The organism is Providencia sp. PROV122 (assembly GCF_028482365.1).
Classification (GTDB): Bacteria; Pseudomonadota; Gammaproteobacteria; order Enterobacterales; family Enterobacteriaceae; genus Providencia; species Providencia stuartii.
In genome coordinates, this window is record NZ_JAMPQI010000011.1 from 127,664 (window position 1) to 149,020 (window position 21,357).

A 21,357-nucleotide genomic window follows, 5' to 3' on the forward strand; every position below is an offset into this window, starting at 1 on the left:
ACCATGATAACGGATTCTTTATAGTCCTCATTTTATTCGGCTAGATAAATGAGAACATCATGAATCGACATCAGCATATCGCTCTTTTTGTATTAATATTGGCGGGGTTCGTAACAATTTTTGATCTATTTGTGGTTAATGTTGCCATTGTGACTATTCAGCATTCGTTAAATGCCAATTTGACTGAGCTAACATTAATTATAGTCGGTTATGAATTAGCCTTTGGTTTATTACTCATTACAGGAGGTCGGTTAGGAGACATTTACGGTAAAAAATGCTTATACCGCGTGGGTATGGCATGCTTTACGCTCACATCTTTATTTTGTGCATTCGCACCGACAGCAACCTTGCTGGTGGTCGCAAGATTTTTTCAAGGGCTATCTGCTGCATTACTGTTTCCCCAAGTGTATGCCAGTCTCCGTGTCAATTTTAATCCGTTACAGGCGAAAAAAGCATTTGGCTATTTGGGAATGAGCTTAGGACTCGCTGCTATTGCTGGGCAAGCTTTAGGAGGGTGGCTGATCACGTTAGATCTATTTAACTTGAGTTGGCGGACAATTTTTTTAGTGAATTTACCGATAGGCATACTGGCTATCGCATTATCGCGTTTTTTACTCGAAGGAGAAAAATGCCGCATTAATCTTGATTGGTGTGGCGTCATATTATCAGGTTTAGGGATCTGCTGTGTTTTATTGCCATTGCTTATGTTACCCGTATGGGGTTGGTTAAATACAAGTAGCCTATTACTCAGCAGTGGGGTCTTACTGTTGGCCATCTTTGCTTATTATGAAATCCGATTAGAGAAACAAGGAAAAGCGCCATTATTCAGTATGCAAATTCTGCGTAATCGCCCCTTTGTTATTGGATTACTGGTAGTAATGAGTGTTTATGCAACATCTTCCGCTTTCCCTTTAATGTTATCTCTATTACTGCAAAAAGGGATCGGCTTAAGCGCGTTTTTGTCAGGTATGATTTTTGTACCTTCTAGCATTGGATTTGTAATTTCATCGGTAATCACCCCTCTTTGGGTTAATCGCTATGGTGAAAGAACAATATTTTGGGGCGCGCTATTTTATGGCTTAAGCTATATGCTGTTACTTGTGATGCTATATTGGTTTTCATCGAATAGCTCAGCACTATGGTTGACGCCGGTTTTATTCCTTGTGGGGTTTACACAAGGTATGATCATGACACCGATGCTAAATTTAGTTCTTGCTAAAGTGAGTGTTCAGATAGCGGGGCAAGCTTCAGGCTTTACTGCAACATTGCAGCAAGTCGGAGCCGCGATAGGTGCCACTATGGTTTCTGTGATGATGCAGTACGGATTAACTCACTTTTCGGCTCAATTTCCCTTTGAACAACTTAAAAATGCGGTCAGTTTCGGGTTAGGTTTTAACTTTTGCATGGCGATATGCTCTGCAATTTTATTGCTAATGATCACTCGCCGAACGCCCACGCTGACCATTTCATCCTGCATATAAATAAAAGAGCCTTATACAAATCGCATAAGGCTCTTAATAAAGTCATACAGGTTAAAGCGCGCTATCGAAGATCACTTGCATCATGGCGTTCGCGGACTTGTTGTGCGGGGTCGCCATGTAAACGGTTAACTCGACGCCCTCGTTGTACCGCTGGGCGTGCATAAATTTCGTCAGCCCAACGGTTTAGGTGTTGATATTCGTGAGTACTGAGGAATTCATCAGCATCATATAACCAACCTTTGACTAACGCGCCATACCATGGCCAGATTGCCATATCCGCAATAGAGTAGTGTTCGCCTGCAATATAGTGGTTATTGGCTAAACGCTGGTCTAATACATCAAGTTGACGCTTGGTTTCCATCGCAAATCGATTGATGGGGTATTCAAATTTTTCTGGTGCATAGGTGTAAAAATGACCAAATCCACCGCCAACAAAAGGCGCTGAACCCATTTGCCAAAAGAGCCAAGAGAGGGTTTCTGCTCTTTCCGGTTGGGTGGTTGGTAGGAATGCTGAAAATTTTTCAGCTAAATAAGTCAAAATTGAACCGGACTCAAAAACACGGATAGGTTTTTCGCCACTTCGGTCAACTAATGCTGGAATTTTAGAGTTAGGGTTAATTTCGACAAAACCTGAGCTAAATTGATCACCTTCTCTGATATTGATCAGCCAAGCATCATATTCGGCTTCTTTTATACCCAGCTCGAGTAATTCCTCTAACATGATGGTGACTTTTTGCCCGTTAGGTGTTCCTAAAGAGTAAAGCTGTAGGGGATGTTTACCAATCGGTAGCTCTTTTTCATGCGTCGCACCTGATACTGGTCGATTGATATTTGCAAACTGTCCACCATTACCTTGTTCCCATTGCCAGACTTTCGGTGGGGTATAAGTTGAATTATCCATTTTTACCTCCAGTTAGTGATCCCACCACAAGGGTGGGAGCGGGGTTTATTATAGAGATGCTACATAAACTCGGCGACTGACTTCAGGCGTAATATCATGATGCTCACCCAGTGCCGTCATTCCATTTTGGGTCAAACTTTCGATAAGAGGATCAATCACGTCTTCATTGAGGTTATAATCGCTAAAACGCGTTTTGACATCCATGCGCTCAAAAAACGCTCTTGTTAGCTCAATAGCTTGCAGAGCTTTTTGCTCCTCAGACCCTTCGTTGATCCCCCATACTTGCTGAGCATATTGAACCAGTTTAGCTTGTTTCTGCGGTAATTTTTCCTTCAACATAGAAGGTAAGACTATCGCTAGCGTTTGAGCATGATCTAAGCCGTATAGCGCTGTAATCTCATGGCCTAACATATGTGTCGACCAGTCTTGTGGTACACCCGCGCCGATAAGGCCATTTAGTGCCAAAGTGGCGGTCCACATTAAGCTTGCACGTAAATCATAGTCATGCGGAGTAGCTAACGCTTTTGGCCCAATATCAATTAGCGTTTTTAATAAACCTTCTGCAAATGCATCTTGTACATAAGCATGAGTAGGATAAGTTAAATATTGTTCCATTACATGAACAAACGCGTCAACAACACCATTGCTGATTTGACGTGGTGGCAGCGTAAAGGTTTTTACAGGATCTAAAATAGAAAATTGTGGATAGAGGCTGTCATGCATAAAGGCGCGTTTAGATTGCGTCGCTTCACGGGTGATCACTGAGCCTTTATTCATTTCGGAGCCTGTGGCAGGGAGCGTCAATACGGTGCCAAAGGGTAAGGCGGATGTTACTTTGGTTCCACCACTGGTCAAAATTTCCCAGAGGTCACCCTCAAAATTAACTGCCGCAGCAACAAATTTGGTGCCATCAATGACTGAGCCACCACCAACTGCGAGCAGATAGTTGTAGCCTTCTTGGTGAATTTTATCTACCGCTTTGATTAAAGTTTCATAGCGAGGGTTCGCCTCAATACCGCCGAATAGACCAACTTCACGCTCACCCAATGCTTGTTCTACTTCGTCTAATGTTCCTGTTTTACGTGCGCTTTCACCACCAAAAAGAATTAGAACTTTAGCCTCTTTGGGGACCAATCTATTCAATTCAGCAATTTTCCCTTTACCAAATACAATACATGTTGGGTTATAAAATTCGAAATTGTTCATATATAGACCTTATTTCAGAATTGAAAGAGACGTTCTTTGCTTGTCATATGGTGCTGACAAGCGCGGTAAAGGACGACGAGATAATGAGAATACATTAACTAACATAACTATATTATACATGCATAATTTGGCTTTGTATTATCTCTATATGTCATTTTAAACAATTAAATAATTGATTTTGAAATCAAATGTCAAGCATTGTTTTATTAAAGAAATGAGGTGAAAAGTTTGATAGAAGGGAGGGAATTAGGAATAAATAAGTAAGGAAAAGTAATGATACAAACACATAAGAGCTACAACAAAATCGGTTATGAGCCTCTTCAAGCTGCAAATGAGTCTACCGAGCAAAAAACAACGCATTCTATAGCGCAGTTAACCGAGTGTATTAGCCAAAATACTGGATTGGTATCAAGCCATTTGCTCCCATTGCAACAAGTTGCTAAGGAGCAAGATAGCATTATAGGCGTTCGGCCTGTAGACCGCTTTGCGACAGATTTAATTGCGGCGGGCTACCCGACAAAAAACTTTCATATCAAAGGTAAAAGTGCTTCATGGGGGGCTCAGGCAGGGTTGATTTGTGTCGATCAGCGTTTTAGTAAATTAGAAAACAAATCTGAAGATCTCATTGATAAATATAACGGTTTTATTCGTCGTTGTATTGAAAAAGGTCATGCTCGGCCGATTCCTCTTGAAATAACAGAGGAGCGATTACACACCTTACTGCAAATGGGAGCGATTGATAACCTTAGTTTAGAAAATTCACAAGGGGTCAAACAATTTACCGCGAAAGGGCCTAGTTTGAAAAGTTATCAATTTGAGGCCAAATGGGAGCCTCAGCAACAAAAGTACCGAATTTATTTTGAGAAAAAATATCTTCAAGTATTAGCACCTATTGATAGTTGCCTACCTATCGCTGCTGATTATGATTTATTGTTAATTGGCCCACACATGAGAGATTTTGGTCATCAAGATATGCTCCCTGTACCCGATGTTGCCCATTCGGTATATCGCCAACGTGTTGAAAAGTATCAACGCTTACCAACAGATGCAAATTTGAGCCAAGCTTATAGAGATGAAAACCATTTTTATCAAAATGAAGACAGTGAAATTGGTAATGCATCACCACGAGTGAGAGAGATGATTTCTTTAATTAATCGCGCATTAGTGGGTGAGGCAGAGAAAGTCGTGCATCACAGTGTTGATGCAACAAGTCCAGTGACGGATTTAGATGCTAATTTTCCAGCAACGTTTGCTTTACCCAAAAAGATAGGGCGTTTTGATGAGTTATGCATCATAACGAATAAAGAAGAATTAGTTGAGTTGATAACAACGTCTAAAGCGGAGGGGTATCACATTAAAACTAACCCGTTATGGGAAAAAGAGTTACCCACGATCAGGCGGCCAAGTTTTGAATATGCGAAACGGAGGTTGTCGACAGTCAGTTTAAACTCAAAAATAACACATTTTTAAATGTTAATTTAAGTTAGTTTAAACAGAAAGTTAGAGTCATTTATCTCGTTCATTGTATAAGATGGTGAAAATATTTTTGACAGGAGAGCAAATTTCGATCTATATTTAATTCATTCAAATGAATTAAATGAGGTTATTATGAAAAATAGAGTGATCCCAAACGCATTTACAATTAATGAGCGTGATAGAAGGTGGGGGCTTGCGCGCCAAATTATGCAAGCCAATGATCTAGAAGTATTAATGGTATATGGTGACAGAGAGTCTGCTGCACCAGCCCCATTTTGCATCGATCATTACTTTACCAATGACCGATTAGGGTCGGTGGTTTTATTCCACCTTGATAAAGCGCCTGTCGTTGTCACGTTTGCACCTATGATGGTTGCTGATCATATGCAAGCTGCCATGCGTGGTGATATGCAGTGGATTGCGCCTGAACAAATCGTTGTTGGCAAAACAGGGCATAACATTGCACAAGTATTAATTGATTTAGGTGTATCTTCTCGTGCAAATATAGGCGTAATCGGTTTGGAACCATATCCCCCTTTTTATTTTGATGGTGCAATGCCGTTTAACACCTTAACAGGAATTAAAAAAAGATTGCCAAATGTCAATTTTGTTCCGGTATATAAACAGTTTTTCCAGCTCGCTTCCGTTAAAAGTGAAGAAGAACTTGAGCATATTAAGCATGCGGCCATGATCGGTGAAGCTATGAGCGAGGCCATGCGAGCAACCGCTATTCCAGGTAATACGGAAGCCGATATCGCTGCGGCAGTAACCTCTACATGTTTGTCTATGGGAGGATTCACCGCGGAAATATTAATGGGCTCAGGTCCTGAATATATCGGTTGGGGGCAACCTGGGTGGCAATACCGTTCGCAAAAGCCTCGTGAAATTCAAGAAGGTGATATTGTATTAACTGAGATATTTGCATTATATGGTATGTATGAGACACAGCACCAAGCTGCTGTCGCAGTAGGTAAGGTACATCCAAATATTGAAAAAGCGGCTGAAATTTCACGGGAATGTTATGAAATTGGCGTCGAATATCTAAAAGAAGGGGTCACCTTCGGCGAAGTTGTCGATAAAATGGAGCAACCATTATTAAGATCAAAAGGTTGGCATGTGCATCCTCTGATCCACAGTATTAACCCTTACGGGCCAATTGGTTTTGGTACTGCACCCGGTATTGAATCATTGCCGATTGCACAAAAATATCGTCAATTGGAGAGATTACCCAACCCAGGCAGAGAGTTAGTGCTAAAAGCAGGTATGACGTTTGCGTTTGAACCTAATTGTGCGTTTGGTTATCATTTATGTAATCTAGGCGGAACAGTTGTCGTTGGCAAAGAAAAAGGGATCGAATTGAACAAAAATTCCACCTATTTGATGCGAGCCGATATTTAACCCATAGGGCCACAGCGGGATATGACAGAGACCAATAAAAACACGCTTTCATCTGAGTCAACAAAAGAAAAATTGATAAACGAAGGGATCAAATTATTTGCTCTTCATGGAATTGCTGGAGTGAGAACCCGACAATTAGCAGATAATGCCGGGGTCAACCAATCAGCCATTCCTTATCATATGGGAGGAAAGCTGGGCGTCTATTCCGCTGTTATTCAAAAAATTGCCAATGACCTCGCGGCCGCTAGCAATACTCATGAATTTGACCGTACTTTTGCAGAGCTGACGGCGCAACGTCCTATACAGACGGAACGGGCTAAAACATTACTTCATATGTTAATGGGGGGCCTTGGGCATGCTCTGCTGCTCCCAGAACACAATTATTACTCTGTATTGATCTTAAGAGAACAGCTTGAGCCGACAGAAAATTACGAAATTATTTATCGTGATTTCATCGAGCCTTTCCATATGCATTTATCAAGTTTGATTCAGTTTATCAATCAAGTTGATGAACAAACCGCAATTATTCGTGCACATGCACTTATTGGGCAGGTATTGGGTTTTGTCGTCGCTAAAAAACCGTTATTAAAAAGACTTAATCAATCCCAAATTACTCAGTCATTGCTTGATGATATTTTGCAGCAAATAGGTTTATTGGCTAGTCGAGCGCTACTTAGTGATTAACCTGTCATTCAGGGCGATAGGGATAAATTTAGGATATATAATGGCTGTTCTTATAGTGCAAAAATGGTAGAGCCTAAGCATTTATATGTTCAATAAGTAAACGTTAGTATTGATGAGTATATAGTTTGATAGTCTACTTGTATCGTATTAGGTTACAAAATGGTGACCGTTAGGTTATAGTCAATAATCGAGGTTATTGTTACCTGTCCATGATCAATCATTTACCTACTATAATTCCCCTAAATTCTGATTAGTAGGTATAATAAAGTCCTCAGCTTAAGTCGCATTCGCTCATATTACGAGAAGAAAGCGATTTTTTAACTCGGTTACTGAGGGTATTCAGTCGTTTTATATTTTATCGTTACATCATGGAGTTTGGTTGTATGAGGCATTTTATTAGGATGGATCTTCCTCCTGAACCCATTATCAATGATAAATGTGTGAGGAAACGCCTCAAAAATAGTGTCTGTGATAGTTGTTCACAAGTTTGCCCTGTAGGGGCTATCTCTTTTGAGACGATGAATGCAACTATCGATAACCAGCTTTGTTACCAATGTGGGAACTGTTTGTTTTCATGTCCTGTCGATGCAATCGAAAATATCTCACCGCATGAACGTACTTATCATAACAATCATCTGGTTATTAGCCACGATGAGCCTTTGGCAAGTGTGGAAGAGTTATTAGTTTGGCATAAGCAATACCAGATAAATGGGGTAGAAATTGCGGAGCCACTGGTAGAAAAATGGTTGCCGGTGCTGGCGGCGCTTAATATTCAGCTAAAAACGTTGCAAGAGCCTATTTGGCAATTGGTAGTAACACAACCACCAGAAATTGATAGTGGCCGTCGCTCCTTATTCTTTCGTCAAAAACTGGATGAGAATCCATTAAATAAAGGGCAAGTGAGAACGGGTTTAAATGCCCGCAAACAACTCTATCCGCAAGACAGTTGGTTCCATATTGAACTTGATGTCTCAAGCTGTATTTTATGTGGTGCGTGTGCCAAAGTTTGCGATGAACAAGCGATCCTTATTGAAGAAAATCAATTTATCTTTGATGAAAAACGTTGTACTGGCTGCATGAGCTGCCAAGTGGTGTGTTTTCCAAAATCAATTGAAGTCAAATCCCAAGTCGCCAAAAATAACCAGCCTACGGTATATCACTACTATGATGCTCAGTGCGAAAAATGTCGATTGGCTTTCTTGTCTTGGCAGCCCAACGCGCATTTATGCCCGATTTGCGCACAGCATCAGAAGCAGGGATGGTTATAATAAAAAAGCGAAACGTGCTTTTTTATTTTTTCTTGATTAGTGATCTATTATGAAAACTTCTTTATTCGATAGGTGATGAATAAGGAAGTTTGCTATTCCCCCTAGTAAGTATTCAACCCTATTGATTGCTGGCATTAAGTCTGAATTTAAAATAGATAAGATAGCACCAAGACAAAATTAATATTTTGTGTTGTTTTTTATTTTTTACTTTAAATTGAGTCGCTGATTATCATGATAAGAGAAAATGGATATTATCATGTTTGCTATTTGATTTTAAACATTAAATATCATTCTAACTAAATTTAGTGCTACTTTTCTATTTTTTATTAAAGGGGAACTATGAGTACTCAATTCAGCAGCGAGTCGGGTAATTTCTTAGGGAAGTTAAAGACAAATGTTGATGTCAGAACAGGACAGTTTCTTGTCAGCATACCTTTCGTTAATATTATTGCTAATCAGCGTTCTGGGCCGGATCTTGCTCTATCTGTATCCTATTCGCCACTGCAAGATGCTAACTATGGTTTTGGAAGAGGGTTTTCAATAGGGATAACGATGCTCTGTTTGCGTAATAATACATTAGAGCTAAGTAGTGGCGAAAGTTATAAAATAACACCAGGAACAGTAAATGTTATAAATAAAAGGCTTAAACACTTTATATTAAAATATACAAATAATACCAATAGTCATGATGGTTATACTGTTATTTGGAAGGATGGGAAATCTGAGAGCCTCACTCTTATCGGTGAGGATTATTATGTTACCACAAAGATTATGTCAGAATTAGGCCGTGAATTATCCTTATCATGGTCATGGAGTGGTGAATACCCATTATTAAAAAGGGTTAAAGACGAATTTCAAACACTTTGTGAAATAAACTACTCGCATTATGTTAGCATTCGTGTTTTTCCAGAAACCAATGATGAGTACTTAATAAAATTTTCATTAATTAATCATGAGCAACTTAACTATATTGCTTGTGAATATGCAGATAATGCGTTTATTTATTGGCGTTTTGGCTATGAGGCATTAACTGAAAGCAATAAGCATTATCTAACGCAAATTATTTATCCTACAGGACTGACTGAGCAGGTCGAGTACAGTGAGCTGTTTGGTTTTCGTTTCCCAAGTAGCTCGGGTAAAACAGGGCGGTTACCGGTTGTTACATCATATATCATTAATCCAGGTTTTGGGCAGCAAAAAACGGTTAAACGCTACAAATATAGCGAGCATAATTTTTTAGGTTTTAATGGCGACTTTGGTGATTGGACGAGTGATAGTGATTATATTTATAAACTTTTAACAGACTATACTTATAGCTCTACAGAAACAATTTCTGATGGCAGCAGTGAAATTAAAACCACTCGTGTATTTAATAATTATCATCTGCAAATTAGTGAGGAAATAGAGCGAGATGGCTGTAAAACAAAAAATGAAATAGAATATTATGCTCAAAAATATACGCCTATTCATTTTCAGCCTGAACAGTTCCAATTAATGAAAAAACAGGTTATCACGATCACTGATAACGAGGGTAACCAAAGAAAAGAGATTAGCGAATATGAATTTGATGAACAAGGCAATCAAACTTTACAAGTAACACCCGATGGCACTCGAGTGGTCACAACATGGTATAAAGCCGAAGGGGAGGAGGATTGTCCTGCCGAAGTTAATGGGTTTATTCGGTATATGAAAGAAAAAATCACTTACCCATTAAACAGAAAGCATAATGAGCCGATTAATAAAATCTATTATAGATATGAAAATTTGGCGAATACCTCTATTGCAGTAATCGCAAAACAACTATTTTATTCAGATGAAATACTATTTAAGAGTCTCTCTTTCAGCTATTTTCAAGATGCTAAACGCCTAGGATATGGTACGCCATCATTAATTAGAAGTACTCAATATACTTTGGGTGAAAATTCACAACATTTCACATCCTATCAGCAATTTGATTATCAATTAAATGGCGATACTATTATAAAAAAGAATACAGATATTAGCTTTGATAATATCATTACCACCACCACTCAAACGATGTCAATATTACGAGGTGTTGTACTTGAAGATATAAATCAGCTTAATGTCGTTCAAATTTATACCTATGATAAATTAGGACGCCCATCTTATAAAAAATCGGCAGTAAATACGCCTTATGAAACCTCAGTTTCTTGGAAATATTTAAAAATAGAGGAGGGGGTTATCACCATTGAAAAAGATAAATGTGGGAGTCAGTTTAAGCACTATTTTGATGGTTTAGGGCGGAAAATTCGTACAGATGTATTAGATGCTTATGATAGTAAAAAGTGGCATAAAATAGAATCTTGCCAATATGATGCATTTGGTAAAATAGTTAAACATTTGCAATATGATCACCATTTATCTGGCTTAAATACAGCCGAATTTATCTATCAAACGACGGCAAACTATGATGGCTGGGGAGAGGTTACCGCATTAACACAATCTATCGGCGTTACGGATATGATAAAGATAGACCCTATCGCCTTAACCAAAACAACATATCCTATCAATACAGAAGTAGCCTCAGCATCCCGCCACGGGAAAACGGTAATTACGCTGAATAAACAAAATCAGCAAATTGAATCTGAATATTTATTAGGTATCGATGGGAAGGTCGCTGCCGCCAAATATTATAAAAGTGACTCCCTTGGGCGCCTGTTAAAAATAACCGATGAGTTAGGGCACAGTATTGAGAACACTTACGATTGTTTTAATCGCATCGTGACTCAAAAATATGAAGATGGCACAGTGATCCATCGACAATACGCTCCCCATTCCCAGAATGAACTGGTGACGGCAATAACCGTTACTGATCGCTCCCAACAAACGTGGTTACTTGGTGAACAACAATTTGATGGCTTAGAGCGTCTAGTAAGTCAAACTGTAGGAGGAAGAACAACGCAATTTCAATATGAAAACGTTTATCCGGAACCCAGTGTAGTCATATTGCCTTCGGGAGAAAAAATTCACTTCGAATATATTCCTGAATTAGATTGTCTGACAAAAAAAGTGATGACGAGTGAAACGACACAGCAATTTGATTACGATGTAGCCACACAAAAAATAGTCTTTGCAAAATCGGAGAGCACACTCAATATAAATAAATTAAATCAACAAGGTGACTTAATAGAAGAGTATTTTTTGATTGATGATCAAGTGCGAAAAACACAATACGAACGCACTGTTTTAGGGACCGTCGCCAAATATACAGATATTGATAACAATGAAACTCGGTATATATGGCGAAAAGACGGGCAAATAGAATCCATAATCGATGCAAATATCATCGTCACTTTTGAATATGATGAATTAGGGCGAACCGCTATCCGTAAAGCGAAAAGCACTAAAGCAGATGAATATGTAGAGATTAAATATGCTTATGATGAGTTTAATAAGGAAGTGACACGGGAAATTATTGATAGTAATGGTACGCATTTTATTATCAATAAAAGTTGGTTAGCAAATGGGTTACTCGCAACTCAAAACACATTTCGAAATACACGATTAATCCGCAGTGAGCAGTATCAATATGATGTGAGGAATCGTTTAACAAATTATTTTGTGCAAGGCAGTGAGCTTCCAAAAGATAGCACGGGAGCGAATGTTATCGAACAATTTTTTGAATACGATGCACTGAATAACTTGCGTCAGGTTGTGTCTGTATTTTCGGGGCAACAAGAAAATATCAGTACTTACCATTATGAAAATACGTTAGATCCAACTCAATTAACACGTATCACTCACTCTAACCCTCATTATCCTGCAACTGTTTTTACATATGATGCTTGCGGTAGAATGATATGTGATGAAGTAGGAAGAACATTAAAATACGATATGCTGAACCGACTCATGGATGTCAGCGTCAATGATTTAGTGAGTGCTAAGTATGGTTATAATGCCTCTAATCAACTCGTTAAACAGGAAACTCACGATAATGGCACCTATTATCTCTATTATCGTGATGATGAACTAGTTCATGAAATTAATACAAGCAAAAAGCAAAATATTCGCCTGATTAAGTCAGATCATGAGTGCTGCGCGGTGGTTGATGATAATCAACTGGTCTTTATGGCCGCGGGTCATAATGAAAGTGTGTGTTGGTCTCGTCATTCGAAAATGGAAGAAGGGGATACACATACATTTTTGCCCTATGGAGATAGTGAAATTAAAGAAAACACCTATGTGGCTTTTAATGGTGAAAGAAAAGATCCACTGACTGGCGTTTATCATTTAGGTAATGGCTATCGTGCTTATAATCCAACGATTATGCGTTTTAACTGCCCTGATAGTTTAAGCCCATTTGGTGAAGGGGGGATCAATCCCTATGTTTACTGTAATGGAGACCCCATTAATTATACTGATCCTACGGGGCGAGCACCGGCGGCTGCTATAACTGGAATACTAGCCAACTTGGCATCTGCTTCGGCGAATATTGCATTTGCTTATATTACCTCATCATTTGCTTGGTTTGCCGGTACTACTTTTTTAACTGTGGCAGGCGAGGCACTCGGAATTGCTAGCATAGCGACCCATGATGATTCACCTGAAGCATCGAATCGGACATCAGCAAATTTGGGATGGGCTTCTATTGCACTTGGAGTGACTTCCGTTATAGCGACAAGTGGCATGTTTATATGGCGGCTAGAGAGAATGCCTATGCCAGCACCGCGTTATAGAGCACATTCTGTAGGAAACGGTCAAATTCAATTAAGAAGAGCCTCGGAAGTAGAGCATCACGACTTTTTTGCACGTAGAATGGGGCGGCGCGGCGCTATCGCTGGGGGGGAGGGAACAAGTGCAGAGAGTGGTATCTCATCAATGTCATCAAGACGCTCTTCTGTATCTTCTAATCGTGCTCAAGCAGGCTCTTTCGGATCTGATAGTGCACACTCTCATGATAGCGGGCTTTCTAGAGTTAGCCACTCGGGTGTTTCCTCTTCATCCCAAGAAGTAGAAATGATCCCCCCTTCAGCTAATAGGCGTTTAAGTGCAGAAAGTTTAGGCTCATTACAGCCAAGCCAGCAGTATGCTCAAGCATCAACTTCGCGTGCGGTTCCCTCAACATCGCGCAGTATGTATACAAATAATAGCCATATTGGCCAGCAAAAAATTAGTAATGACAAGTTAATGGGAGGAACAGCGAAAGTACAATTGGAGCGTGCGAGTGGCTATGTGACGTTGTACCCTGAAAATAGGGGGAACACACAGTTGAGTTTAATACGCCCTGATTTTGATATTTTCCGTCGAGCCTCATTTTAGTGAGGTTGAAAATATTTCAGAGATGAGTAATAAAGGAAAACAGTCGTTATTTGGCTGTTTTTTTATTTTTCTAAAGATACTAGAAATACTTTAAGAAGCTGATTTAATGCGTTTTGTTCGTCAGTGGTCAACCCCGCCACTAATCTTGCTTGATTAGCGACATGTGCTTCAATCGCTTGGTTAATTAAGGATAAGCCATCATCGGTTAATGACACCAAAAAGCCGCGTCCATCTTCTGGATTGGGATGGCGTTTAACTAACCCAGCTTTTTCAAGTTGATCAATACGATTGGTCATTGTGCCAGATGTCACCATCAGTGTAGCCAACATATCACCTGGTGAGAGAGTGTATGGGTGACCCGCGCGACGTAGTGTCGCTAATACATCAAAACTAGAGCGGTTAAGGCCAAATTGTGCGAAAACCTTCTCCATTTCACGGGTGAGGTGGAGAACAATATTACCTAGTCGACCGATCAGCCCCATCGCGCTGATATCTAAATCAGGGCGTTCACGTGCCCATTGTTGAATGATTTTATCTATACGATCCATAGGCCAATCATGACAACTATTTATCTTGACGTCAAGTTAGTTTAAAACTATCTTGATATCAAGATAAATGGGAAGGGTTTTATGATGAACCGATATACGGTTTTGTTATTAACGGCATTAGCGCCGATTGTTTGGGGAAGTACCTATTTGATTACTACTGAGATGTTACCATCAGGCTTCCCGCTAACATTAGCAGTATTAAGGGCATTACCTGCGGGATTGCTATTATTGATTTGGCTGCGTAAATTACCTCAAGGGATTTGGTGGTTACGAGTAACGCTATTAGGCATTTTAAACTTCTCGCTGTTTTGGTGGCTCTTGTTTGTTGCTGCCTATCGTTTACCCGGAGGCGTGGCGGCAACAGTAGGGGCGATACAACCACTGATTGTATTATTCTTAAGTTATTGGTTATTAAAAAGCCCACTTTCCGCATTGTCTATAGCCTCGTCTTTTGCAGGGATTGCGGGTGTTGCAATATTATTATTGACCCCTAATGCTGCACTAGATCTAACGGGAGTGATCGCGGGTATCGCCGGCGCTTTTTCAATGGCGGCAGGTACCGTGCTGAGTCGTCGTTGGCAGCCACCAGTAACGCCATTGATATTTACAGCATGGCAATTAACTGCTGGCGGGATCGTTTTATTGCCATTCGCTCTGTGGTTAGAGCCTTCATTACCATCATTAACGGTTATTAATATGATAGGGATAAGCTATCTGACTTTAATTGGTGGCGCATTGACTTATGCTTTATGGTTTAGAGGACTTGCCTTGCTAGGCCCAAGCTCAGTCGCTTCTTTAGGGTTTTTAAGTCCAGTTAGTGCTGTCATATTAGGTTGGGTAGTATTAGATCAGAGCTTAAGTTTATTACAGCTTTTAGGTATGGTGGTGATATTAGGCAGCGTATGGACAAGCCAACAATCAGAAAAACGATTAGCACAGCGTAGATTACAGCAGCTAGCATAACTAGCTAAACGACGTAGTATCTATGTGGCATAAAGGGTAAGTTGCATATGAAACTTACCCTTTAATGTTATTTGAAGATAATGAAGCTAACGAGCGTAGTTCTGCTTAATGACCCGTCCGTCAGACAAAATGGCTTTTAACGATTGTGGAGGTAAATCTTTAAATACTTGCTTAGAAAAATTGGCCATGATTATTGAGCCATCACTGAAGCGAGTTTCTTGTACCCCGCCTTGATTATCAAGCCATTGAAAGCCGACCATTTTTTGATCCCATAAAGCCTCGTGTAGTGGCCGATAAACACTGTTAGATTTCATCATGGCGGGGAGGCGCTGGTGAAGGGTGCTACGGCTTAAATTGTATAAAGGCGCGGTATTATATAACTGGCTGAGTAACTCTCTCGTTACCTGTACTTCGGGGAATTTGAGGTTATCAAAGGTCCAGTGATGAGTACTAATAATAGTATCATGGAAGACAGCTTGGTACATTGGGAGACGCCAACGGGGATCAAATACAACGGTTAAATAAGGTTGTTTTAATTTTGCTTGTTTAAAAAAGGTCGCTGGTTCACTTTCAGGCCACCAGGCACCTAAATAGTAAGGAGAATGCTTATCTTTATGGATACTAGGATCGCCCCAACCAAAACCCCACGTTTCCATCCCATGGGCAAACATTAAATGCTTTGCTGTTAAGGCATTGCCATCTTCAGATCCTAAAGGAATTCTAAGGTTTTTTTCAATCCACTGCATACGTGCATTACGGGCGTGTGTCATTTGCTCTGCACTTGTGCGATTTTCTGGATTATAGTCATTTGTTACCATCGCTGTACCATCGACATCAAGGAATAAACTATTCGTTGATGAAAGCTCAAGTAATTTTCTGATCCTATCTTGTGAATAACTTAACATGCAGCCTGGATTCAGGTAGTAACCTTTGCCACTAAACCCAGCTAATTTGGTGCCTTTTTCCTGCACAATGGCGCATTTTTCGCGTAATTCGTTGGTGACTTGAGCGGTAAGCCATTGGTCATTTGTACCAACAGGGATCCCGGTATCATAGGAGTCATAACTGCCAATTAAATAACCCAGCTCAATGGCTTGTTCAACTGCTTGAGGCTGATAAAAGGTTACGGTCCAATTATCAACTCCTAACCAAAGTTTATCTAGTCCTCTAATGTTGAGCTGGTTAATCAGTGGAATTGATAAACCTTGCCCCCAGTTTTCGCTTGCGATTAACCATGGCCCTAACTGCTGTGTAACAACTTGCTTTATTTTTTGTGCTTGTAGCTTCTGAGAGTATAAAAAATCACTATCGTCAGGTGTTTTTTGATTAGGAACGATACGCTTGAAGGCTTCATTCAAAGCTCCAACTAAGTATGGTTGCTGCCATTTTTCAGGCGGTGAGAGCTTAATCTTTTTGAATGCTTCTTGCGCTTCTTGTTCTAGTGCATCCCAAATAGACTGACCATTCGGAGATTGTAAATATTGGCTTAACCCTTGCCAATCTTTAATATCTTGCTGATCAAGCAACCCTTTACCCCATACATAAATGTGAGTCGCACCAATTAGCTTTTGTCCATCGGGGATATCCGCGAATTTTTCTCGTAATGTTTTAATTTCACCCTTTGATTCTAAATATTGGCGGTAAGCGAAAGCGCCATCCAATGGGGTATCGCCAATTGAGAGTATTACATCAAAGGGACGGTTTAGATTAAATTGGTCAAAGACATGACGAGCAGACATTTTCAGCTGTTTAGATTGGGTCGTAAAATCAATCTGATTACCAAATGGATTTGCCATTAACCAGCTATAAACGTGTTTTTGCTGTTGGCCCCATAATGGGAGCTTAAGGTCATAGTTAGTATCAATCCCATTTTGTTCATTGATTAAATACTGTTGCCATATGGGATTGTCAGTGGGGATGTGACTGCCTTCACCTAACGGCATATATAGCGCTGAAACTGTGATAGGAGATTGATACCAAAAGAGTTGTTGAGTTTGTGTTGTGGTAAAGCGTAAATGAAGTTGTTTACCTTCAAGGTGAGCCGTCACTTCCATCTGTTTATCTGGCCAATACCATTTGGCGCTATCTGCACCCGAGTTAAGCTTTTCAACAGGGGTATACTGAGTGCCTTCATTAATGATCTCATCTTGATAAGTCATTTTTAAGGTTTCGGGTTCAATGGCGATAGAAAAATCAGTATTTTCTAGCGTTATGCCGTGAGCGATTGAGCTAATAAATAGTAGGGCTACGGTAATTTTGCAGGAGTATTTGGTCATTTAATTATAAACTCTACTTTTATAAAATATTTTAATGTGATTAATGAAATTCTAACTTGAGTGAAAAGAAATCAAAATCAGATTTAAGTATAGATAAAAACTCGAATTAATCGCGTTAAGTTGAATATATTGGCTAATCAAATTATTGCTTATTAAACAATAACTGTGACATTAATCGTCGATGTCTGCTGTTAATATCGGCCGGAATGTTTGAAATGATTAATTTTTGTTTACCAATAATGGGAGAAAAGTCGGGATGTAGTACTATAAGAAACGAGAAAATAGCTTGGTATACCTGTGCTTAATCGCTTTGAACCATCAGATTAAAAAGCAATGATAATGTAGTTTTGTGAGAAGCGGATCACTCATCACCGGTTATACTATGAACGTTATTTAGTTAATTTGGATGAGGTGAATATGCTGTTTTCGGATGAAGACAATAGGTTGTTAATTGCCGAAGATGCTTTCTTATTAAAAGGTTTTTTATTAGGGAATGGGCAGGCATTGATATCAGCACTTGATGAGGTGGTAGAGCAATCACCTTTTCGATATATGGTGACACCGGGTGGATATGGTATGTCAGTGGCGATGACCAACTGTGGCCCTTGGGGATGGGCAACTGATCATAAAGGTTATCGGTACCAAAAGAGTGACCCTGTCACAAATAAGCCTTGGCCCGAAATGCCGACAATTTTTATCGAATTAGCAAGGAAGGCCGCTGAAATGGCTGGTTTTTATCATTTTTCACCAGATGCATGCTTAATCAATCGTTATTCTGTTGGGGCAAAATTATCACTACATCAAGACAAAGATGAAATGGATTTTTCTCAACCGATCGTCTCTTTTTCTCTAGGGCTACCTGCAACATTTGATTTTGGTGGCTTAACTCGTGAAGCGCCCAAGACAGCACTACTATTAGAGCATGGTGATGTGGTGGTTTGGGGGGGTAAATCTAGGCTAAATTACCATGGCGTACGTAGCATTAAAGCAGGATGCCATCCGGTTTTAGGGGAATTTAGAATCAATATCACTTTTCGGCGTTGCCAGTAAAAAAGGACGTCGCTGATAAGCTAATAATGTCTATACAGATAAAAAGAATATAACCCCTTATTTTGCTCATAAATTTTTGTTGTAATAATTTTAAAAACTACTTGAGAAAGTTTAAACAGCATTAAAACGACTGATGTCGTTCAGGCTATTGAAGATTGCTGTGTATCCGAATATAAATAGTGCTATGAAAAATATTAACAAAAACAGCACTGGGAATAATGATGTACAGTTTTCAAAATGATTATAATGAAATAGCACACCCCGCAGTCATGAAAGCGCTAAATGATTTAGTTGGAAGCCGTTTTGATGGTTATGGAACAGATAAATATACTCAACAAATTGCGGAGAAAATTAAGTCTAGAATAGGGCGTACAGACGCAGATATTCACTTTTTTAATGGTGGTACGATCACCAATTTAACAGCCATTTCCCATGTTTTGCGTCCACATCAAGCCGTAATTGCCGTCGATTCTGGGCATATTGCGACCCATGAAACAGGGGCTATTGAAGCAACAGGCCATAAGGTCCTCACCGTTAGCTCAGACTCCGGTAAACTTGAACCAAAGCATATTCAGGCGGTACTTGCCGAGCATAGTGATGAGCATGCAGTACAACCCAAATTAGTCTATATCAGTAACTCAACAGAAATAGGTACTGTATATCGTAAACATGAACTTCAGGCTCTAAGGGAGGCCTGTGATCAATATGGTTTGTGGCTATTTATGGATGGGGCGCGTTTAGCATCTGGATTAATGTCGAACAAGAGTGATTTAACAATCGAAGAAATCGCTCAAATGACGGATATGTTCTATATCGGTGGAACAAAAATAGGCGCTTTTTCAGCAGAAGTATTGGTGCTTTTAAATCCTGCACTTAAGTCTGATTTCCGCTATACCCTAAAACAAAAAGGCGCTTTGCAAGCAAAGGGTTGGTTGTTGGCGGCACAATTTGATGCACTGTTTAGCGATGACCTATTTTTTCAATTGGGGGCATATGTTAATGATAAAGCGACACAGCTAGTGAACCTTTTTGAGGAAAAAGGTTTTGGTTTCCTTGCGCCACCAGAATCTAATCAAATTTTTGTGGTTTTACCTAACGAACTTGCGACTCAATTGATGTCTCATTACGTATTGCGTAAGATTTGTGAGCCTGAAGCAGGGAAAAGCTGTTTGCGCCTTTGTACTTCCTGGTCAACAACTCAGGAAGATGTTGATAGATTTATTTCAACATTTAACTCATTAATTTAATGGCAATTTATCAACCCTGAAATTAAATTTGGGGTTGATATGCTTAATGCTATAAGAGCGAATGGAGTTAGTTTGTTAGCTTAGCACTCATAGCGTAATAGGAAATAAGCTTAATATATCAATGGCTTTACGATTTATCTCATAATACAAATCGGATCATGAGTGCAAAATAAACGTTTTTCTGTTGTAAGGGATTGTTTGTATGCCATGGACTTTTTCTCACCCAGCAGTGGTGTTTCCATTAAAACAATCTAAGCTTGGTCGATGGCTTAGTTTACCAGCACTAATTTTGGGGAGTTTAAGCCCAGATCTGCTTTATTCTTTTGGGCTGTATCAAATAGCGGCACAAGCCCATCATGTCGTTGGATGGTTTTATACGGGGCTGCCAATTTGCTTGATTATTTATGTTGTGACTTATTGGCTCCGAGTTCCGTTATCAAAGGTGGTACCATTTCAGTTTCCCCAAAATTGGCGGTGGAGCACAAAAAATGGCGCCATCCTGATATTTTCATTTTTTCTCGGAGCGCTAACACACATTATTTGGGATTCATTTACTCATGATACAGGGGCTGTTGTTCGTCATTTTACATTTCTTAAATCAAATTTAAATATTATGACGGATAGCCAAGAGATTGCTATTTATAAGCTATTGCAGCATGCGGGCTCTTTATTCGGCGCACTGTATCTGTGTTATAAATACTGGCAGTACCATTATCGACAAAGCCAAGAAAATCAATGGGAAAATATTCACAGACTTAAAAACCTTTTTGTTATTGCTATTATTTCGGCCTTTTTAGCGGCACCGCTCGCGTACTATTTAGTGCCCAAAGAGCCACATTTGCATATTAACCGGTTGGTCTACCTCGAATTAACATTAGCGGTTCCATTTTTCTTTGGTTTATTAACTGTGTTTGCCTTATGGAAACAATATACCCTCATCACCGTGAACGAAAAGTAAAAGTGCTATGTAAAATAAAACTCACCTTGCTGTTATATCTTGGTAAGATAGCCTTTAATATTGTAGTTACGGGGTAACTTTATGTTTATTTGGGTAGATGCTGACGCCTGTCCGAAAGTGATTAAAGAAGTGCTGTACCGCGCGGCAGATCGCGAGAAAGTTCAGATAACGTTCGTCGCTAATCAACGGTTAACCGTTCCTCCTTCAGCCTTTTTGCGTACCTTGCAAGTTCCAGCAGGGTTTGATGTGGCAGATAATGAAATAGTACGTCGTGCACAATTGGGTGATTTAGTGATTACTGCTGATATTCCTTTAGCGGCGGAAGTGATGGAAAAAGGCGCTATTGCGTTAAATCCAAGGGGAGAGCGCTATAGTGAAGCGACCATTCGTGAGCGTTTAACAATTAGAGACTTTATGGATACGATGAGGGCAAGCGGTGTACAAACAGGGGGACCTGCAAGCCTAAGTCAACGTGACCGGCAACAATTTGCAAATGAACTAGATAAATGGTTATTGCAACGTAGGAAAGCATTAACTCAATAATGGTTGGGGTTTATGATGTCACCTTAAAGCCGTTAAAACCGTTCTAAGGTGACATGTCATATATATTCATTACGGTAC

Annotated in this window: 15 protein-coding genes; 11 read left to right on the forward strand and 4 right to left on the reverse strand. The window is 39.7% G+C overall.

The genetic code is table 11. The features are described 5' to 3' along the window. Positions 1 to 59 precede the first annotated feature (59 nt). Positions 60 to 1,481: an MFS transporter gene (locus tag PSE69_RS09915; protein WP_004919838.1), complete on the forward strand. Its 1,422-nt coding sequence runs from the start codon at positions 60 to 62 to the stop codon at positions 1,479 to 1,481. 61 nt (positions 1,482 to 1,542) lie between these two features. Here the strand turns inward: PSE69_RS09915 and yghU are convergent, their stop codons facing one another. Further along, positions 1,543 to 2,382, reverse strand: a complete 840-nt coding sequence (yghU, locus tag PSE69_RS09920) for a glutathione-dependent disulfide-bond oxidoreductase (protein ID WP_004919841.1) — start codon at positions 2,380 to 2,382, stop codon at positions 1,543 to 1,545. Between the two features lie 48 nt (positions 2,383 to 2,430). Continuing rightward, positions 2,431 to 3,588 (reverse strand): iron-containing alcohol dehydrogenase, encoded by a 1,158-nt coding sequence (locus PSE69_RS09925; RefSeq protein WP_014658368.1) that lies wholly within the window; start codon positions 3,586 to 3,588, stop codon positions 2,431 to 2,433. Between the two features lie 273 nt (positions 3,589 to 3,861). Here PSE69_RS09925 and PSE69_RS09930 point away from each other — a divergent pair, with 273 nt between their 5' ends. The 5 genes from PSE69_RS09930 to PSE69_RS09950 all read left to right on the forward strand — a co-directional run bounded on the left by PSE69_RS09930 (position 3,862) and on the right by PSE69_RS09950 (position 13,694). Next, positions 3,862 to 5,058 (forward strand): anthrax toxin-like adenylyl cyclase domain-containing protein, encoded by a 1,197-nt coding sequence (locus tag PSE69_RS09930; protein ID WP_121875089.1) that lies wholly within the window; start codon positions 3,862 to 3,864, stop codon positions 5,056 to 5,058. 138 nt (positions 5,059 to 5,196) lie between these two features. Next, positions 5,197 to 6,462 (forward strand): M24 family metallopeptidase, encoded by a 1,266-nt coding sequence (locus PSE69_RS09935; RefSeq protein ID WP_121875090.1) that lies wholly within the window; start codon positions 5,197 to 5,199, stop codon positions 6,460 to 6,462. 21 nt (positions 6,463 to 6,483) lie between these two features. Then, positions 6,484 to 7,146, forward strand: coding sequence for a CerR family C-terminal domain-containing protein (locus tag PSE69_RS09940; RefSeq protein ID WP_121875091.1), 663 nt, complete (start codon positions 6,484 to 6,486; stop codon positions 7,144 to 7,146). 383 nt (positions 7,147 to 7,529) lie between these two features. Further along, entirely contained in the window at positions 7,530 to 8,414 is an 885-nt protein-coding gene (locus PSE69_RS09945) for a 4Fe-4S binding protein (RefSeq protein WP_040133138.1), read from the forward strand. A 339-nt stretch (positions 8,415 to 8,753) separates the two neighbouring features. After that, positions 8,754 to 13,694: an RHS repeat-associated core domain-containing protein gene (locus tag PSE69_RS09950; protein ID WP_121875092.1), complete on the forward strand. Its 4,941-nt coding sequence runs from the start codon at positions 8,754 to 8,756 to the stop codon at positions 13,692 to 13,694. A gap of 62 nt (positions 13,695 to 13,756) precedes the next feature. Here the strand turns inward: PSE69_RS09950 and PSE69_RS09955 are convergent, their stop codons facing one another. Continuing rightward, complete coding sequence (locus PSE69_RS09955) at positions 13,757 to 14,242, reverse strand: MarR family winged helix-turn-helix transcriptional regulator (RefSeq protein WP_004919869.1); 486 nt, start codon at positions 14,240 to 14,242, stop codon at positions 13,757 to 13,759. A gap of 84 nt (positions 14,243 to 14,326) precedes the next feature. Between PSE69_RS09955 and PSE69_RS09960 the strand changes: the two genes are divergently transcribed. Beyond that, positions 14,327 to 15,205, forward strand: coding sequence for an EamA family transporter (locus PSE69_RS09960; protein WP_121875093.1), 879 nt, complete (start codon positions 14,327 to 14,329; stop codon positions 15,203 to 15,205). Positions 15,206 to 15,291: 86 nt separating this feature from the next. On the opposite strand, the gene PSE69_RS09965 is transcribed toward PSE69_RS09960, so the two are convergent. Next, positions 15,292 to 17,481, reverse strand: coding sequence for a glycoside hydrolase (locus tag PSE69_RS09965; protein ID WP_121875094.1), 2,190 nt, complete (start codon positions 17,479 to 17,481; stop codon positions 15,292 to 15,294). 417 nt (positions 17,482 to 17,898) lie between these two features. Here PSE69_RS09965 and alkB point away from each other — a divergent pair, with 417 nt between their 5' ends. The 4 genes from alkB (at position 17,899) to PSE69_RS09985 (ending at position 21,279) form a co-directional block, all read left to right on the forward strand. After that, a complete protein-coding gene (gene alkB / locus PSE69_RS09970) occupies positions 17,899 to 18,531 on the forward strand; it encodes a DNA oxidative demethylase AlkB (protein ID WP_121875095.1) in 633 nt (210 codons plus the stop codon). A gap of 221 nt (positions 18,532 to 18,752) precedes the next feature. After that, entirely contained in the window at positions 18,753 to 19,778 is a 1,026-nt protein-coding gene (locus PSE69_RS09975; protein WP_102780548.1) for a threonine aldolase family protein, read from the forward strand. A 202-nt stretch (positions 19,779 to 19,980) separates the two neighbouring features. Beyond that, complete coding sequence (locus PSE69_RS09980) at positions 19,981 to 20,736, forward strand: DUF4184 family protein (RefSeq protein ID WP_060561022.1); 756 nt, start codon at positions 19,981 to 19,983, stop codon at positions 20,734 to 20,736. 81 nt (positions 20,737 to 20,817) lie between these two features. Further along, complete coding sequence (locus PSE69_RS09985) at positions 20,818 to 21,279, forward strand: YaiI/YqxD family protein (protein WP_004919887.1); 462 nt, start codon at positions 20,818 to 20,820, stop codon at positions 21,277 to 21,279. The last annotated feature ends 78 nt before the right edge of the window (positions 21,280 to 21,357 follow it).

What these genes read in the sequence shown, in the direction of transcription:
- PSE69_RS09915 (WP_004919838.1), top strand. Translation starts at nt 60, where the DNA reads ATGAATCGACATCAGCATATCGCTCTTTTTGTATTAATATTGGCGGGG.
- yghU (WP_004919841.1), bottom strand. Translation starts at nt 2,382, where the DNA reads ATGGATAATTCAACTTATACCCCACCGAAAGTCTGGCAATGGGAACAA.
- PSE69_RS09925 (WP_014658368.1), bottom strand. Translation starts at nt 3,588, where the DNA reads ATGAACAATTTCGAATTTTATAACCCAACATGTATTGTATTTGGTAAA.
- PSE69_RS09930 (WP_121875089.1), top strand. Translation starts at nt 3,862, where the DNA reads ATGATACAAACACATAAGAGCTACAACAAAATCGGTTATGAGCCTCTT.
- PSE69_RS09935 (WP_121875090.1), top strand. Translation starts at nt 5,197, where the DNA reads ATGAAAAATAGAGTGATCCCAAACGCATTTACAATTAATGAGCGTGAT.
- PSE69_RS09940 (WP_121875091.1), top strand. Translation starts at nt 6,484, where the DNA reads ATGACAGAGACCAATAAAAACACGCTTTCATCTGAGTCAACAAAAGAA.
- PSE69_RS09945 (WP_040133138.1), top strand. Translation starts at nt 7,530, where the DNA reads ATGAGGCATTTTATTAGGATGGATCTTCCTCCTGAACCCATTATCAAT.
- PSE69_RS09950 (WP_121875092.1), top strand. Translation starts at nt 8,754, where the DNA reads ATGAGTACTCAATTCAGCAGCGAGTCGGGTAATTTCTTAGGGAAGTTA.
- PSE69_RS09955 (WP_004919869.1), bottom strand. Translation starts at nt 14,242, where the DNA reads ATGGATCGTATAGATAAAATCATTCAACAATGGGCACGTGAACGCCCT.
- PSE69_RS09960 (WP_121875093.1), top strand. Translation starts at nt 14,327, where the DNA reads ATGAACCGATATACGGTTTTGTTATTAACGGCATTAGCGCCGATTGTT.
- PSE69_RS09965 (WP_121875094.1), bottom strand. Translation starts at nt 17,481, where the DNA reads ATGACCAAATACTCCTGCAAAATTACCGTAGCCCTACTATTTATTAGC.
- alkB (WP_121875095.1), top strand. Translation starts at nt 17,899, where the DNA reads ATGCTGTTTTCGGATGAAGACAATAGGTTGTTAATTGCCGAAGATGCT.
- PSE69_RS09975 (WP_102780548.1), top strand. Translation starts at nt 18,753, where the DNA reads ATGTACAGTTTTCAAAATGATTATAATGAAATAGCACACCCCGCAGTC.
- PSE69_RS09980 (WP_060561022.1), top strand. Translation starts at nt 19,981, where the DNA reads ATGCCATGGACTTTTTCTCACCCAGCAGTGGTGTTTCCATTAAAACAA.
- PSE69_RS09985 (WP_004919887.1), top strand. Translation starts at nt 20,818, where the DNA reads ATGTTTATTTGGGTAGATGCTGACGCCTGTCCGAAAGTGATTAAAGAA.